The organism is Micromonospora sp. SYSU B005 (genome assembly GCF_055362685.1).
Genome location: NZ_JAXCFU010000004.1, coordinates 347,500 through 363,290, shown reverse-complemented (window position 1 = coordinate 363,290; position 15,791 = coordinate 347,500). Strand labels below are relative to the sequence as shown.

Annotated in this window: 12 protein-coding genes; 4 read left to right on the top strand and 8 right to left on the bottom strand. The window is 72.1% G+C overall.

The window, feature by feature from the left end:
- Nucleotides 1-21: 21 nt before the first annotated feature.
- A complete protein-coding gene (locus tag SM452_RS13245; protein WP_463840001.1) occupies nucleotides 22-1,464 on the bottom strand; it encodes an alpha/beta fold hydrolase in 1,443 nt (480 codons plus the stop codon).
- Between the two features lie 114 nt (nucleotides 1,465-1,578).
- Nucleotides 1,579-2,220 (bottom strand): class I SAM-dependent DNA methyltransferase, encoded by a 642-nt coding sequence (locus SM452_RS13240; protein ID WP_463840000.1) that lies wholly within the window; start codon nucleotides 2,218-2,220, stop codon nucleotides 1,579-1,581.
- A 97-nt stretch (nucleotides 2,221-2,317) separates the two neighbouring features.
- On the opposite strand from SM452_RS13240, the gene SM452_RS13235 reads away from it, so the two are divergent.
- Nucleotides 2,318-2,758 carry a hypothetical protein gene (locus tag SM452_RS13235; protein ID WP_355507084.1) on the top strand — a complete coding sequence of 147 codons (441 nt, stop codon included), beginning with the start codon at nucleotides 2,318-2,320 and terminating at the stop codon, nucleotides 2,756-2,758.
- Nucleotides 2,759-2,783: 25 nt separating this feature from the next.
- Here the strand turns inward: SM452_RS13235 and SM452_RS13230 are convergent, their stop codons facing one another.
- Nucleotides 2,784-3,731 (bottom strand): DUF2332 domain-containing protein, encoded by a 948-nt coding sequence (locus SM452_RS13230; protein WP_355507082.1) that lies wholly within the window; start codon nucleotides 3,729-3,731, stop codon nucleotides 2,784-2,786.
- 113 nt (nucleotides 3,732-3,844) lie between these two features.
- Here SM452_RS13230 and SM452_RS13225 point away from each other — a divergent pair, with 113 nt between their 5' ends.
- Nucleotides 3,845-4,645: a maleylpyruvate isomerase N-terminal domain-containing protein gene (locus SM452_RS13225; protein ID WP_355507079.1), complete on the top strand. Its 801-nt coding sequence runs from the start codon at nucleotides 3,845-3,847 to the stop codon at nucleotides 4,643-4,645.
- A 92-nt stretch (nucleotides 4,646-4,737) separates the two neighbouring features.
- Here SM452_RS13225 and SM452_RS13220 read toward each other — a convergent pair whose 3' ends face one another.
- A complete protein-coding gene (locus SM452_RS13220) occupies nucleotides 4,738-7,632 on the bottom strand; it encodes a vitamin B12-dependent ribonucleotide reductase (protein ID WP_262013570.1) in 2,895 nt (964 codons plus the stop codon).
- 34 nt (nucleotides 7,633-7,666) lie between these two features.
- Entirely contained in the window at nucleotides 7,667-8,167 is a 501-nt protein-coding gene (nrdR, locus tag SM452_RS13215) for a transcriptional regulator NrdR (RefSeq protein ID WP_013284751.1), read from the bottom strand.
- 489 nt (nucleotides 8,168-8,656) lie between these two features.
- Here nrdR and lexA point away from each other — a divergent pair, with 489 nt between their 5' ends.
- On the top strand, nucleotides 8,657-9,439 hold the full coding sequence (lexA, locus tag SM452_RS13210) for a transcriptional repressor LexA (protein WP_013284750.1): 783 nt from the start codon (nucleotides 8,657-8,659) through the stop codon (nucleotides 9,437-9,439).
- Between the two features lie 55 nt (nucleotides 9,440-9,494).
- On the opposite strand, the gene SM452_RS13205 is transcribed toward lexA, so the two are convergent.
- Together SM452_RS13205 and hflX are read right to left on the bottom strand one after the other, a co-directional pair.
- Nucleotides 9,495-11,228 carry a hypothetical protein gene (locus SM452_RS13205; RefSeq protein ID WP_463839999.1) on the bottom strand — a complete coding sequence of 578 codons (1,734 nt, stop codon included), beginning with the start codon at nucleotides 11,226-11,228 and terminating at the stop codon, nucleotides 9,495-9,497.
- A 50-nt stretch (nucleotides 11,229-11,278) separates the two neighbouring features.
- Complete coding sequence (gene hflX / locus SM452_RS13200) at nucleotides 11,279-12,742, bottom strand: GTPase HflX (protein WP_262013572.1); 1,464 nt, start codon at nucleotides 12,740-12,742, stop codon at nucleotides 11,279-11,281.
- Between the two features lie 195 nt (nucleotides 12,743-12,937).
- On the opposite strand from hflX, the gene SM452_RS13195 reads away from it, so the two are divergent.
- Nucleotides 12,938-14,410: an NAD-dependent malic enzyme gene (locus SM452_RS13195; RefSeq protein ID WP_262013573.1), complete on the top strand. Its 1,473-nt coding sequence runs from the start codon at nucleotides 12,938-12,940 to the stop codon at nucleotides 14,408-14,410.
- A gap of 527 nt (nucleotides 14,411-14,937) precedes the next feature.
- Here the strand turns inward: SM452_RS13195 and dapF are convergent.
- Nucleotides 14,938-15,786, bottom strand: coding sequence for a diaminopimelate epimerase (gene dapF, locus SM452_RS13190; protein WP_463839998.1), 849 nt, complete (start codon nucleotides 15,784-15,786; stop codon nucleotides 14,938-14,940).
- Between the last annotated feature and the right edge of the window lie 5 nt (nucleotides 15,787-15,791).

Genomic DNA, 15,791 nt, shown 5'->3' with positions numbered 1-15,791 from the left:
CCTGTCCGAGTGGCCTCCTGCCTAGTTGCCGCCCGGGCCGCCGTCGCTCCCGAGGCGTTCCAGGTACGGCAGGAACGCCTCGGGCCGCTCGAACATCGAACGGTGCCCGGCACGCGGGATCACCAGATGGTCCTTGCGCGGCGCTTGGAGCTGCGCGTACCACTCGTCGAACAGGCGCAGCCGGCCCGGCACCTCCTGCGCGCCGTCCACGAAGTACGCCGGCACCGCGAGCTGCCGCACGTCACGCCGGAAGTCGATCTCCTGCAACCGGGGGTAGAGCACGTCCCAGCCGTCCAGGAAACCGAACAGGTGCACCTTCTCCAGCAGGCTGTACTCGGACACGCCCAGGTTGCCGACGGTCCCGGTCTCGTCCTCGCTCGCGCCTTCCCGGTCGACCGGGAAGGCCCCGGCCTCGTTTGTCAGCAACGGCTCGTACGCCCAGACGTCGCGGTAGGGCGGCGGACCCTGCGCGGTCATCCGGTCCGCGAGTGCCGTCCGGCCAGTGCGGCGGGCCCAGGCCACGGTGTCGGAGTACTGACTGCGGTCGGCCTCGCGCAGGCTCACCACCTGCCCGACGCCGACGTACGCGGCGAACAGTTCCGGGTGCTGTCGCACGGCGAGCAGGCCGGCGATGGTGCCGCCGGAGTGCGCGACCAGGTGGATCCGATCCCGGCCCAGCCGTTCCCGCAGGTGCCGGGCCACCGCGACCAGGTCGTCCACCTCGTCGTCCAGGCGCCAGTTCGACGGAGCGCGGAAGCCCGACCAGGAGCGTGGCCCGCCGGCACGGTCCCACACGGCCACCACGAATCGGCGCTCCAGCTCGGGCAGGTGGCGACGGACCGAGCCGATCTCCGAGCCGCCGGGCGGCCCGGGCACCACGAGCAGCACCGGAGCGCTGCGGTCCGTACCCCTGATCAGCAGGCCCAGCTCGCGCCCGGAGGACTCGACGGTGTCGAAGCGGGCGATGCCGCCGGGGATCGGGTCGGTGCGGCCCGGCACGGCCGCGCCGACCGTGACGAGCGCGAGCAGCGCGGCCAGCAGGCCGACGCCGATCCGGCCCGCCCAGCGCGGCACCGGCCGGCGCGGCGGCACCGCGTCGAGGCGGCGGGCCAGTCCGGCGCCGTAGGCGGCGCCGACCAGCAGCGGCAACAAGGTCAGGAGTCCGTGTACGCCCCGGCCGGCGAGCAGTGCCACGACGCCGAAGCCGGACAGGTGCGGACGGTCGACGGTGGGCCCGCGCAGCCGCAGCCGGACCAGTTCGACGGCCACCGCGAAGATCACCGGCGCGACGAGCATGAACCAGCGGGACCGGCTCAGCCACCCGGCGGCCAGCCCGACGGCGAGGCTCACCGCCACGGAGGCGAGTGCCGCGCCCACAGTGCCGGGCCCGCGCGGCGTCCACCAGCCGACGACAGCGCCCCAGAGCAACGGCAGCGTCGACGCGAGGAGCATCCGGGTGCGCATGACGTCTCCCTCCGCCGAGATCGTCAACCCTAGCCAGGACGGCAACTCTTCGCTGCCCCGTCATCACGTGCGGTACAGGCCGGGTGTCGGCTGTGGTGAGTGGTGCCGGAGAGTTCAGTCGGCCGGACGCTGCGCGAGCAGGAACGCCTGGGGCTGCCGCTCCCGGCCGACCGGCGCGCGGACCATCGTCGCCGACACCACGAACCCGGCCGTCGTGAGTTGTGCGGCCAGCCGATCCGGGGACAGCCAGTAGACGTCGAAGGCGACGGAGTGGCCGTATGCCTGTTCCCGTCGGTCGCGCCGGTCGCCGGCCTTCACCGCGAGCAACAGGTGACCACCCGGAGCGAGAACCCGGTGGAAACCGGCGAACACCTCGGGCAGCAGCTCCGGTGGCAGGTGGATGACCGAGTACCAGGAGACCAGCCCGGCCAGCGACGCGTCGGGCGCGGTCAGCTCGATGAGCGAGCCGACCTCGAAGCGCAGGTCCGGGTACGCGCGGCGGGCCACCGCCACCATGCCGGGCGACAGATCGACGCCGCTGATGTCGAGGCCGAGCCGGTGCAGGTGGGCGGTGACGCGGCCGGTGCCGCAGCCCGCCTCCAGCACGGACCGGCCCGGCCCGACCGTCTCGGCGAACGCGGCCAGCAGGGCCCGGTCCAGCGGCGGCTCGACCACGTCGGGCAGCAGCCGCGCGTAGTCCTCGGCGACGGCGTCGTACGCCGCACGGGTCTCGGAGAGCCACCGCGGTTCGGTCACCCCGCGACCCTAGTAGCCGGCCGGACCGCCGCCCGCCCTCGCTCCGTCGATCATGAGGTTAACGGGGGCGAGGTCGGCGTGTCGCCCCGTCAACCTCATGATCGACGGGGCGGAGGGCGGGGTTGGCGCGGCGCTGCTACGGTCGCCCGGCGCTCAGCCCAGCGCCTCGGCGAACCTCGGTGACCGCAGCGGCTCCAAGGAGTGCGCGGTCGATCTGACCAGCGGCACCTCCATGCGCGGCGACCTGGTCGTCACCGTGGCCGTCGATACCGATGGCAGGTACGACGCGAAGTGGCGGCGGGACCGGTGCGACCGCATCGCCGCCGAACCGAGCGACGCCGGACCGGGCGACACCTCCTGTACGGCGGTACGCCCGTGGGACGGCGGGGAGACCCGGTTCGACGGCTGGGCCTGGCGAGGTGACCACTACGAGGTACGCGTGGCGTACCAGGTGGTCAAGCCCCAGACGTTGCCGGCCGGCGCGGAGGCCGACCTGCGCGGCGTGCTCGCCTCGGCGGTCGACTCGCTGCCGGACTGAGCCGGGCCGGGCGGTCCGGCGGTCTTCACGGCCGCGCCGGGCCGAGCCAGGTGAGCGCCTGCCCGTGACCCCGGGTCCAGGCCAGCGGGCGGCCGTCCAGGGCCAGCACGTTGTGGAACCCATCGGCAGAGGGCTCTGGCAGATCGGCGTGCGGCAGAACTGACGGGTCCTCGTTGGCGATCCAGTGGCCGGGCAAGGTCCGCACCAGCGCGGTGAAGGCGTTCCGGCGCTGCGGCGGCACCTGGTAGAGCACCGAACTGTGGAACACCACGAGCGTCGCCCCGGCCGGGGCCCGCGCCGCCAGCGCCGGCAGGTCGTCGACCAGGTCACCGCGTACCAGCAGGGGCGGATCGGCCGCCGCGACAGCCGCCGCGGCGCGCAGCCGTTCCCGGCGGTGCCGGTGTTCCGGCCAGATCAGCGCGTCCAGCCAGGCCACGTCGGCCGGGTCGGTGACGTCGAGCGGGTTCACGTCCAGCCCGGCCCGCCACACCACCTCCGGACGACGCCGCGGCGGATCGGTGCCGGTCAGGTCACAGTCGAGCACCGGCTCGCCCTCGCCGATCTGCCGGTCGCCGTAGCGGTAGGCGTACCGGTCCGGGTAGAGGCACAGCCCGGCGGACGCGCCCACCTCCAGCAACGCCAGCGGCTGCGGCAGGGCGGCGAGCACCGGCAGCAGCACCGCGCAGCGCCCCGCCTCGTTCGTCTGCGTCGCCCGCACCCGCATCTGCGCCGCGACGTCCGGCCAGTGCGCGATCACGTACTCGCGGAACGCCGCCGGGTCGTCCACCGGCCCGCCGCGCAGCCGCACCACCCCGAACAGCAGGTTCGGCTGACGCTTGGCCGGTGGCAGCGTGTCGAGCAGGGCGAGCAGCTCCGGGTCACCGGCCACCGCCTGCGACAACCGCTCGTACGCCGGGGACACGCCGCGCGTCTCACGCTCGGCGAAGACCCGATAGATGTCGGTCGTGCTCATCCCCCGAGCATTCCAGCTCGCGTACGCGGCGAGGTATGACCGCCGGCACCACCCGCCGCGTGCGCGGCGAAAATCGCTGTCCGTCTTTCGAAGAACACTGATAGACAGCCCGGGTGCACACGAATCTCACCTTCGCCGATCACCTGCGGCTGATCGACGACCGGTCGACCGCTTTCCACGCCGCGGTCGCTGCGGCGCCCAGCCTCGACGCGCCGGTGCCGAGTTGTCCGGAGTGGACGCTGTTCGATCTCGTACAGCACCTGGGCATGGGCCGCCGCAGGTCGGCCGCCATCGTCGCCGCAGGGCCGGCCGACGGTCCCCCGGACAAGTCCGTGTGGGACGACGGCACGGGTGCGCCTCGGGAACGCCAGGCTCTCCTGGCCTGGTGGCGCGAGTCCGTCGAGCGGCTGACGAGCGCGCTGCGCGAGGCCGGCCCGGACCGCCGGTGTTGGACGTGGTGGGGTGATTCGCAGTCACCGGAAACCTCCGGTGCGTGGGCTCGGCGCCAGGTCGCCGAGATCGCGGTGCACACCCACGACGCTCAGCTCGCCGTGGGGAGCCCGGAGCCGCTGCCGGACGAGGTCGCCCTCGACGCTTTCGACGACTGCCAGTTCACCCTCTGCTCGACGGATGTCGCCTGGCCGCACGAACCCGCCGTCGTCGAATACCACGCCACCGAGGGCCGCTCGTGGCGCCTTCGGCTGTCCGGCGACGGCGCACAGGCCAGCCGGCTCGGCGAGCCGGCCGCCGGTGAGGACCCGGACCGGGACACGGCCGACGTCTCCGCCCGGGGCACTGCCAGTGACCTGGTCCTGTTCTTCTACGGCCGCATAACGCCGGATTCCCCGAAGCTGGAGCTGGACGGCGACCGCCGCATCTTCGACCAGCTCATCGCCTGGGACCCGTCCGTCTGACGATCGACGACACCTCGTCCCTGCCGCAGCGACCGCCCGACCCCTAAGGGATCGGGCGGTCGCTGTCGCAGCAGATGCGACTTCGCTCGATGTCAGCTGCAGCCGCTGGTGGAGCCGCAGCCCTCGCAGACGTAGCAGCTACCGGCGGGCCGCATCTTCGTGCCGCAGGTGAAGCAGAGCGGCGCGTCGGCGGCCTTGCCGATCACGGCCTCCAGCAGTTCGGTGCTGGAACCCACAGACGGCGCGGGCTTGACGGCTGCGGCGTCGGCCATCTCCTGCGCCGGCTGCGCGATCGGGCCGGTCTTCGGCTCGGGCGCCTCGACCGGGGCGGAGGAGGCCATCGCGGTGAGGTCCGCACCGCTCGCCTCCGCCTCCGCCTCGGCCGCGAGCTGGGCGGCCCGCTCCTTGGCGGTGAAGATGCCCAGCTCGGCGCGGCGGTCGTACGGCAGGAAGTCCAGCGCCAGGCGACGGAAGATGTAGTCCATCACCGAGGCGGCCATGCGCACATCCGGGTCGTCGGTCATGCCGGCCGGCTCGAAGCGCATGTTCGTGAACTTGCTGACGTACGTCTCCAGCGGGACGCCGTACTGGAGACCGATGGAGATGGCCACCGAGAAGGCGTCCATCACGCCGGCCAGGGTCGAGCCCTGCTTCGACATCTTGAGGAAGACCTCGCCGAGGCCGTCGTCCGGGTAGGACGAGGCGGTGAGGTAGCCCTCCGCGCCGCCGACCGAGAACGAGATGGTCTCCGACGGGCGCTTCTTCGGCAGCCGCTTGCGCACCGGGCGGTACTCGACGACCTTCTCCACGACCTTCTCCGGCGTGGCCGGGGCCTGGGCCTCGACGGCGCCCTTGCCCGGCTTGGCAGCCGACAGCGGCTGGCCGACCTTGCAGTTGTCCCGGTAGATCGCCAGCGCCTTGAGGCCGAGCTTCCAGCCCTCGAAGTAGATCTTCTCGACGTCCTCGACGGTGGCCTGCTCCGGCATGTTGACCGTCTTGGAGATGGCGCCGGAGATGAACGGCTGGACGGCCGCCATCATCCGCACGTGACCCATCGGCGCGATCGAGCGCTCGCCCATGGCGCAGTCGAAGACCGGGTAGTGCTCCGGCTTGAGGCCCGGGGCATCCACCACGTGACCGTGGTCGGCGATGTGCTCGACGATCGCCTCGACCTGCTCCTCGGGGTAGCCGAGGCTGCGCAGGGCACGCGGCACGGTCTGGTTGACGATCTGCATCGAGCCGCCGCCGACCAGCTTCTTGAACTTCACCAGTGCCAGGTCCGGCTCGACACCCGTGGTGTCGCAGTCCATCATCAGGCCGATGGTGCCGGTCGGGGCGAGCACGCTGGCCTGCGAGTTACGCCACCCGAACTTGTCACCGAGCTTGTTGCCGAGCGTCCACTGCTTGGTGGCCTCGCGCTGCACGGCGGTGGCCACGGTGCCGGTCGCCTTGATCGCGTCGTTGGCGGCGGCGTGCTTGCGCATGACCCGCTTGTGCGGCTCGGCGTTGCGGGCGTAGCCGTCGTACGGGCCGACGATGCCGGCCAGCTCGGCGGAACGGCGGTAGGCGGTGCCGGTCATCAGCGAGGTGATCGCGGCGGACACCTCCCGGCCCTGCTCCGAGTCGTACGGCAGGCCGGAGGCCATCAGCAGCGCGCCCAGGTTGGCGTACCCGATGCCGAGCTGCCGGTAGGCGCGGGTGGTCTCACCGATCTTCTCGGTCGGGAAGTCGGCGAAGCAGATCGAGATGTCCATCGCGGTGATGACGAACTCGACCGACTTGACGAACTTCTCCACCTCGAAGCCGCCGTCGGCGCGGAGGAACTTCATCAGGTTCAGCGACGCCAGGTTGCACGAGGAGTTGTCCAGGTGCAGGTACTCCGAGCACGGGTTCGACGCGGTGATCCGCCCGGTCTCCGGGCAGGTGTGCCAGTCGTTGATGGTGTCGTCGTACTGCAGGCCCGGGTCGGCGCACTCCCACGCGGCCTGGGAGATGGTGTGGAACAGCTTCTTGGCGTCGATCGTCTCGATGGTCTGCCCGTCGAGCCGGCCGCGCAGGTCGAAGCCGCCGCCGTTCTCCACCGCGGTCATGAACTCGTCGGAGACGCGGACCGAGTTGTTGGCGTTCTGGTACTGCACGCTGACGATGTCGGCGCCGCCCAGGTCCATGTCGAACCCGGCGTCACGCAGCGCGCGGATCTTGTCCTCCTCGCGCGCCTTGGTCGCCACGAACTCCTCGATGTCCGGGTGGTCCACGTCGAGGATGACCATCTTCGCCGCGCGCCGGGTGGCGCCACCGGACTTGATGGTGCCGGCGGAGGCGTCCGCGCCGCGCATGAAGCTGACCGGGCCGGAGGCGGTACCGCCGGAGGAGAGCAGCTCCTTCGAGGAACGGATCCGGGAGAGGTTGACCCCGGCGCCGGAGCCGCCCTGGAAGATCCGCCCCTCCTCCTTGTACCAGTCGAGGATGGAGTCCATCGAGTCGTCGACCGAGAGGATGAAGCAGGCGCTTACCTGCTGCGGCGACGGCGTGCCGACGTTGAACCACACCGGCGAGTTGAAGCTGAACACCTGGTGCAGCAGCATCCAGGTCAGCTCGTGCGCGAACACCTCGGCGTCGGCCGGGGTGGCGAAGTAGCCGTACTCCTCACCGGCGGTGCGGTAGGTCTCGACCACCCGGTCGATCAGCTGCCGCAGCGACCACTCCCGCTCCGGGGTCCCCACCGCGCCCCGGAAGTACTTGGTGGTCACGATGTTCGCCGCGTTCACCGACCAGGACTCGGGGAACTCCACCCCGCGCTGCTCGAAGTTGATCGAGCCGTCCCGCCAGTTCGTCATGACGACGTCGCGGCGCTCCCAGGCGACCTCGTCGTAGGGATGCACCCCCTCGGTCGTCCAGACGCGCTCGATCTTCAGCCCCGCCCCGGCCTTGTTCCGTGACTTGCTGGTCGTCACGCCCTCGCCCCCCTCGTCGGCACGGTCACCCACCGCGCCTCGTGTACCTGTCAGAAACCCGAAAATGTCAGCTGATCGCGCCGGCGGCGTCCGCCGCACCGGCACCGGCGCCCTCCCGGGCGCGCGCGGCGGCCCGCAGCGTCTCGATCTCGCGCTCGAAGTCGGCGAGCGAGTCGAAGGACCGGTAGACGCTGGCGAACCGCATGTAGGCCACCTCGTCGAGGTCACGCAACGGACCGAGGATGGCCAGGCCCACCTCGTGGCTGGGGATCTCGGCCGCCCCCTTGGCCCGTACGGTCTCCTCGACCTTCTGTGCCAGCAGCGCGATCGAGTCGTCGTCGACCGGGCGCCCCTGGCACGCCTTGCGCACCCCACCGATGATCTTCGTACGGCTGAACGGCTCGGTCACCCCGCTGCGCTTGACCACCGCGAGCACCGCCTCCTCGACGGTGGTGAACCGCTTGCCGCACTCCGGGCACGACCGTCGCCGCCGGATGAGCTGGCCGTCGTCGGCCTCCCGCGAGTCGACCACCCGGGAGTCGGCGTGCCGGCAGTACGGACACCGCATTCGCCCGACCTCCTCAGTCGATCGCGGGCACACCTACCGGCTCCCGGGCACGCGTCGGCACGGCGGGGCCATCGTCTGATGACCGTCGCCGAGTGCGCGGTGCGGGAGTGCGTTCGGTAGTTGAACCCAACCTGTAGGCAACTTACGCCCGTGTGACTACTACATCTAGGGGTCGACCGTATGCCGAACCCCAAGCGAGGTCAAGTTGACGGGCGTGTCCGGCGAGTCGTCAGGATCACGCCCGGCGCGACGCCGCCGAGGAGCCCAACGGACGGCCTCCCGTGCTAGTCACGGGTGGCCGGGATAGAACATCCGTTCGAGCGGCGTACCCTTCTATCAGAACACCAGTTCGGAAATCCAGGAATTCGGCGCGACACGCCGACAGCACGTCGTACAGATGTTTGAAAATGGCCGATCTCACCTATACGGTCAGACCACACGCACCACGAGCCGACGAGGCACCCCAGCGCCGACCAGGGAGGGACGGACGTGACCGAGGACCGGGCCAGCCGGCAGAAGAACCCGCAGCCGAACGACGGGGCGGGTCCTCCGGCGACCCGTCGCCCCCGCACCGCCCGCAGCCGCACCGCCCCCGCCGCGGTGCGTCCGGTCACCCCGGTGGTGAGCAGCTTCCCCGACCCGGCGACAGTTGACCTGACCGCCCGGCAGCGGCGGATCCTGGAGTTCATCCGTAACTGGGTCGAGCGCCACGGCTACCCGCCGAGCGTGCGCGAGATCGGCGAGGCGGTCGGGCTGGTGTCCCCGTCCAGCGTCGCCTACCAGCTCAAGGAGCTGGAGAAGAAGGGCTTCCTGCGCCGTGACCCGAACCGTCCGCGCGCCGTCGACGTCCGCGCGCCGGGCGAGGCGGACGACGAGGCGGCCCGCGCGCAGCGGCCCGCCCCGGCGTACGTGCCGATGCTGGGCCGCATCGCCGCCGGTGGGCCGATCCTGGCCGAGCAGGCGGTGGAGGACATCTTCCCCCTCCCCCGCGAGCTGGTCGGTGAGGGCGAGGTCTTCATGCTCCAGGTCAAGGGCGACTCGATGCTCGACGCGGCGATCTGCGACGGCGACTGGGTGGTCGTCCGGCAGCAGCCGAACGCCGAGGTCGGCGACATCGTGGCCGCCATGCTCGACGGTGAGGCGACGGTGAAGACCTACCGGCGGCGGGACGGGCACGTCTGGCTGATGCCGCAGAACCCGGCCTTCGACCCGATCCCCGGCGACGACGCCACCATCATGGGCCGCGTGGTGGCGGTCCTGCGCCGCATCTGACGACGGCAGACGAGAAGGGGTGACCGGTCGCCGGTCGCCCCTTCGTCGTGTCGTCTCAGTAGCGGTCGCCGCGGTACTCCCGGCCGCCGCCGGACACCGGGCCGTACCGACCCTGATCGTCGTAGCCGTCGCGGCGCCCGCCACGCGGTTCCTGGCCGCGGCGCGGCGGCTCGGCCCGGCCGCCCTCCGCCCGCGGCCCGCCGCCGTTCGGCTGCCCGCGATATCCGGCCCCGCCCGGTCCGCCGCCGTAGCCGCCACCCGGACTGCCCTGACCGCCGCCACCCGGGCCGCCCCGACCGGGACCGCCCTGACCCGCGCCCGGTCCCCCCTGGCCGCCGTAGACGCCGCCTCCGCGACCTCCGCCGCCGGCCGGGGCACCGCCGCCGCCGTAGACGCCGCCGCCCTGCGGACGGCCCGCGCCCGGAGGACGGCCACCGCCCTGGCCGCGACCGCCGTCCTGGGGGCCGCCGCCGTACACGCCGCCGCCCGGCCGGCCACCACCGTAGACACCGCCGGACGCCGGGCGGTCACCGTTCGGCGCGCCGCCGTAGACGCCGCCCTGACCGCCGCCGTAGACGCCGCCGCGCGGCGCCTCCGGCCGTTCCGCGGACGGGAAGCCGTTGTTCACCGGGAACTCGCCGCTGTGCTCGGGCTCGTCGGCCGGCGCCCGGGGCGCCGGCTTGCGCCGCGCCCGCAGGATGCCGAACACGCCCGCGCCGACCAGGAGCGCGCCGAGCACCCCGACCGCCGCGATCAGGTACGTGATCTCGTCGAGCGAGAGCCCTTCGAGCCAGGACTTCTCGGCCGCCGCCTTGGTCTCGGCCTTGCCGCCGTTCGGCAGCGCCTCGGCACCGGTGGTCGACGGGGTGTAGCTGAGGATGTCGATCGGGTCCGACTCGTCGAGCGTGCCGCCGTCGGAGACGGTGACGAACAGCTTGCCGTCCGGCGTGTAGGAGATCGCCTCGCCGAACGGGTCGGCCAGCGGGGTGACCCGGGGCTTGCCGGTGGTGATCGCCTTGACGATGTCGCCGCCGGCCACGTCGAACTCGAACGCGTCGGCGTACGTGCGCAGCACGACCTTGCTGCCGTCGGGCGAGCGGGCGGCGCCGGTGACCAGCGCCCGCCCGGGCGAGCCGAGCTTGTTCTCGGTGTTCGTCTTCGGGAGCGTGACCTCGCCGACCTTTTTCATCGGGATCGGCTCGGTGTCACCGCTCGCCTTCAGCTTCACCGTCGGGGTGAAGATCTCCGACTTGCCGGAGAGATCCTTGGTGATCACCAGCGGCATGTTGTCGTCGCCGACGAGCAGGGCCTCCGCGTCGTGCGGCTCCTTGCCCGGGTAGCTGAGCCGGTGCAGCACCGGTTGCTTCGAGCCGCTCAGCGGCATCGTCCAGACCGCGACCCGCTCCCGGCGCGTCTTCTTCTCCACGTTGTCGCCGGTGTCGGCGATCCAGAGGGTCTTGCGATCCGGGCTGAGCGCGAGGTCCTCGGTGTCGAGCGGCCCGTCACCGGAGTAACGGACGTCCTTGTCCACCTTGCACTTGGTGTCCAGGTAGAAGACCCGCTTGCGGCTCGGGTCGTCCGAGCCGTCGTTGATCACGACGTACCCGTTGCTGGTGGCCACCAGGCCGGACAGCTCGCGGAGGCGGCTGTCCTCCACGGTGCACTTCTTCTTGGGAGCCGCGGCCAGCACGGGGGCCGCGGCGGGAGCCGCCGGGGCCGGCCCGGCCGGCGCCACGACCGCGCCGACCAGGCCGAGCGCGAGCGTGACCGAGGAGACAACGTGCCGCATGACGCTCAGTGTCGCACGGCGCGGGTTTCCGGCGGGTGACGCCGGACGGCTCACCGCCCGGCGCCCACCCGCTCGTCACTGGTCAGCCGGTCACCCGCCCGGTACGGCGCGAGCTCCGCGGCCAGACCCTCGCTGACCCGCACGTGCACCAGCGTGCCCTCGGGCAGGTGCGCGGTGCTGAGCACCTCACCCTGCCGGTGCACCCGGGAGACCAGGTCACCCCGGTCGTACGGGAGCACCGCGCGCACCTCGACGGCAGGCCGGGGCAGCCGACGCTCGACCGCCTCGCGCAGTTCGTCGACGCCGCGCCCGCTGTGGGCGGAGACGAAGACCGCTTCCGGCCAGAGCCGCTTGAGCCGCAGCATCGTCTCCTCGTCGGTGGCGTCGGTCTTGTTCACCACCAGTAGTTCCGGCAGCCGGTCCGCGCCCACCTCGGCGAGCACCTCGCGTACCGCCCGGACCTGCTCCTCCGGGTCCGGGTGGGTGCCGTCGACCACGTGCACCACCAGGTCGGCGTCGGCGACCTCCTCCAGCGTCGAGCGGAACGCCTCGACGATCTGGTGCGGCAGGTGCCGGACGAACCCGACCGTGTCGGACAGCGTGTAGAGCCGGCCGTCGGACGTGGTGGCCCGGCGGGTGGTCGGGTCCAGCGTGGCGAACAGCGCGTTCTCCACCAGCACGCCCGCCCCGGTCAGGCGGTTGAGCAGGCTGGACTTGCCGGCGTTCGTGTAGCCGGCGATGGCCACCGCGGGCACCGCGTTACGGGTACGCCGGGCGCGCTTGGTCTGGCGTACCGTCGCCATGCTCTTGATCTCGCGGCGCAGCCGCGCGATGCGGTGACGGATGCGCCGCCGGTCGGTCTCCAGCTTGGTCTCACCGGGACCACGCAGACCCACGCCGCCGCCGGCGCCACCGCCGCGGCCGCTACCACCGGTCTGCCGGGACAGCGTCTCGCCCCAGCCGCGCAGGCGCGGCAGCAGGTATTCGAGCTGGGCCAGCTCGACCTGCGCCTTGCCCTCCTTGCTCTTGGCGTGCTGGGCGAAGATGTCGAGGATCAGGGCGGTCCGGTCGACCACCTTGACCTTGGTGCGCTGCTCCAGGTTGCGCAGCTGCGACGGCGACAGCTCACCGTCACAGATGATCGTGTCGGCGCCGGTGGACAGCGCCACCGCGCCCAGGTCGTCCACCTTGCCGCGGCCGATGTACGTGGCCGGGTCGGGCCGCTGGCGACGCTGGATCAGCCCTTCGAGCACCTGCGAGCCGGCCGTCTCGGCCAGCGCCGCCAGCTCGGTGAGGCTGTTGTCGGCGTCGGTCTGGGTGCCCTCGGTCCAGACCCCCACCAGGACGACCCGCTCCAGCCGGAGCTGGCGGTATTCGACCTCGGTGATGTCTGTGAGTTCGGTGGAGAGGCCGGGGACCCGCCGCAGCGCCTGCCGCTCCGACAGCTCGTACTCGCCGGTGGTGGCGTCGAACTCGTCGTCGGTGTAGGGATGGACGGTCTCCTGCTCGCGCAAATGCGCCTCCTGTCCGTTTTGGGCAACGCCGAGAATTTTCGGCGCGTGACAGCAATCCTGACATGTGACAACGCCGGGCGCACCTGTGTTATGCCCGTGACGCTACCGACGGGTAGCGGGGGCGGATGCCGGGCGACCTGGGCGGGCGAGTAGAAATGCCAGTCGAGCCGCTCAGCGCCGACGGAGGAGTTTCTCGTGGCCAACACACGACTGCCGAGTGCCGGATTCTCCATCACCATCCGGATCGCGGTACCCGCCGACGCCTCCTCCATCGGCCGCCTCACCACCGCCGCCGGCGAGGCCGGGGCCATCGTCACCGCGCTGGACGTGGTCGACTCCGACCCCGCCCACGTGATCGTCGACCTCACCTGCGACACCGCCGACGCCGGCCACGCCGACCAGGTCGTCGACGCGCTCACCGCGCTCGACGGGGTGGACGTCCGCAAGGTCTCCGACCGCACCTTCCTGCTGCACCTCGGCGGCAAGATCGAGGTCACCCCGAAGGTCGCGCTGCGCACCCGCGACGAGCTGTCCCGCGCGTACACCCCGGGTGTGGCCCGGGTCTGCATGGCGATCGCGGAGAACCCGGCCGACGCGCGCCGGCTCACCATCAAGCGCAACACCGTCGCCGTGGTCAGCGACGGCACCGCGGTGCTCGGCCTGGGCAACCTCGGGCCGGCCGCGTCGCTGCCGGTGATGGAGGGCAAGGCGGCCCTGTTCAAGCGCTTCGGCGGGGTGGACGCGTGGCCGGTGGTGCTGGACACCCAGGACACCGACGAGATCGTGGCGATCGTCAAGGCGATCGCGCCCGCGTACGGCGGCATCAACCTGGAGGACATCGCCGCGCCGCGCTGCTTCGAGATCGAGGCCCGGCTGCGCGAGGCCCTGGACATCCCGGTCTTCCACGACGACCAGCACGGCACCGCGATCTGCGTGCTGGCCGCGCTGACGAACGCGCTGCGCGTCGTGGGCAAGCAGCTCGCGGACGTCCGGGTCGTGGTCTCCGGCGCCGGCGCGGCCGGCACCGCGATCATGAAGCTGCTGCTGCGTCAGGGCGTGGGCGACATCATCGCGTACGACCGCCAGGGCGCCCTGCACCGCGGACTGCCGGACCTCAACCCGGCGTGGCAGTGGCTGGCCGAGAACACAAACAAGGAGAACTACTCCGGTGACCTGGCCGGGGCGGTACGCGGCGCGGACGTGTTCATCGGTGTGAGCGCGCCGAACCTGCTCACCGGCGAGGACGTCGCCCAGATGGCGAAGGACTCGATCGTCTTCGCGCTCGCCAACCCCGACCCGGAGGTGGACCCGCGGGAGGCGCGCAAGTACGCCGCGGTGGTCGCCACCGGCCGCTCGGACCAGCCGAACCAGATCAACAACGTGCTCGCCTTCCCTGGCGTGTTCCGCGGCATGCTCGACGCCCACGCCGAGGAGTTCACCGAGGAGATGGCGCTCGCCGCCGCCCGGGCCATCGCGGACGTGGTCGGCGAGGACAAGATCAACCCGACGGTGATCGTGCCGAGCGTCTTCGACTCCCGGGTCGCCCCGGCGGTGGCCGCCGCGGTACGGGCCGCCGCCCAGAACCCGGCCGCGACGCCGGCTCCGGCGGCCGACCCGGGCCCGGCCGACCTGCCCGAGATCGCCGCCAACGCCAGCGCCACCCCCTGACCCAGGCACGCCCCTGCCTCTCGCGGCGCCTTCGCACAGGCCAGCGCCCTCTCGCGGGGCACCTCCTGCCTCCTCACACGGGGCCCGCCCGCGCCGAGGTCAGCGCACCGGCGCAGTCAGACGTCCCCGGCGCGTCCACACGAGATCTTGGAAGGAAACGGCCCTCAGAGGGACCCAAATCTTCCAAGATCCCCAGCAGCGCCTCAGTAGCGGCATCAGCACCTTTGATCAACACCAGTTCGGCGAGGTGGTGGCATCAGAGACCCCACGACAGCACCACTTCGCCGAACTGGTGTTGATCATGCCGGGCCGCCGGGCCGCAGCGCGCCGAGGCAGCAGGGCGGCAGCGCGCCGGGGACGGAACGGCCGGACCGCGGCCACCACTCAGCCCCGTGTTGACCAAGGAGTTCGCGTCACCGGAGCAGCGGGATTCCGCCACAAACTCCTTGATCAGCTGGCAGAAGCAACGCGGGCGGGCCGGGGCAGGGCAGGGCGGGCGAGGCAGGGCGAGGGCTACGGGTGCAGGGCTACGGGCGCAGGGCTGCGGGGGTCAGGGTGCCTGTGGCCACCAGGACGGCGGGGCCGGACAGCCAGCAGGAGTCGGCCGTCACCGTGACCGTGAGGCGTCCGCCTGGTACGTCCACAGTCACCGTGCCGGTGTCCAGGCCGGCGTCGCGCAACGCCACCGCCGCCACCGCGCACGCGCCCGTGCCGCAGGACAGCGTCTCGGCCGAGCCGCGCTCGTACACCCGCATCAGCACGTGCCCGTCGGTGCCGGTCACCGGCTCGCCCGCCGTGGTGAACTCGACGTTCACCCCGGACGGGAAGGTCGAGGCGTCCACCTCGGGCGCGCGGGTGAGGTCCAGGCCGGTCAGTTCCAGCGCGGCGGGCAGCGCGCACACCAGGTGCGGGTTGCCGACGTCCACCGCGGTGCCGGGCAGCGTCAACCCGCCGAGCGTGGCGGTCGCCGTGTCGTACAGCCGGGGGCGGCGCATCTCGACCGCCACGTCCGCGCCCTCGACCCGGGCACGCACCAGGCCGGCGCGGGTCGCGATCGGCAGTGTCCCGCCCGACGGGGCGACGGCCAGCGAACGGTCCAGCAGGTAGCGGACGAACACGCGGGCCCCGTTGCCGCACATCTCGGCGAACGAGCCGTCGGAGTTCCAGTAGTCCATGAACCACTCGGCCTCGCCCGCGAGCGCGACGCCCTCGGGGTGCTTGGCGGCGCGTACGACACGCAGCACGCCGTCGCCGCCGAGCCCGCGCCGCCTGTCGCAGAGCGCCGCGACCAGGCCGGGTGTCAGGTCGAGGGTGCCGTCCGGGTCGGGCAGGATGACGAAGTCGTTGCCGGTGCCGTGACCCTTTGTGAACTCCACGCCCC

Excerpts from the sequence above, each read along its gene's own strand:
- nrdR (WP_013284751.1), bottom strand. The coding sequence starts at position 8,167 with ATGCGGTGTCCGTACTGCCGGCACGCCGACTCCCGGGTGGTCGACTCG.
- SM452_RS13230 (WP_355507082.1), bottom strand. The coding sequence starts at position 3,731 with ATGAGCACGACCGACATCTATCGGGTCTTCGCCGAGCGTGAGACGCGC.
- SM452_RS13235 (WP_355507084.1), top strand. The coding sequence starts at position 2,318 with ATGATCGACGGGGCGGAGGGCGGGGTTGGCGCGGCGCTGCTACGGTCG.
- SM452_RS13205 (WP_463839999.1), bottom strand. The coding sequence starts at position 11,228 with ATGCGGCACGTTGTCTCCTCGGTCACGCTCGCGCTCGGCCTGGTCGGC.
- SM452_RS13245 (WP_463840001.1), bottom strand. The coding sequence starts at position 1,464 with ATGCGCACCCGGATGCTCCTCGCGTCGACGCTGCCGTTGCTCTGGGGC.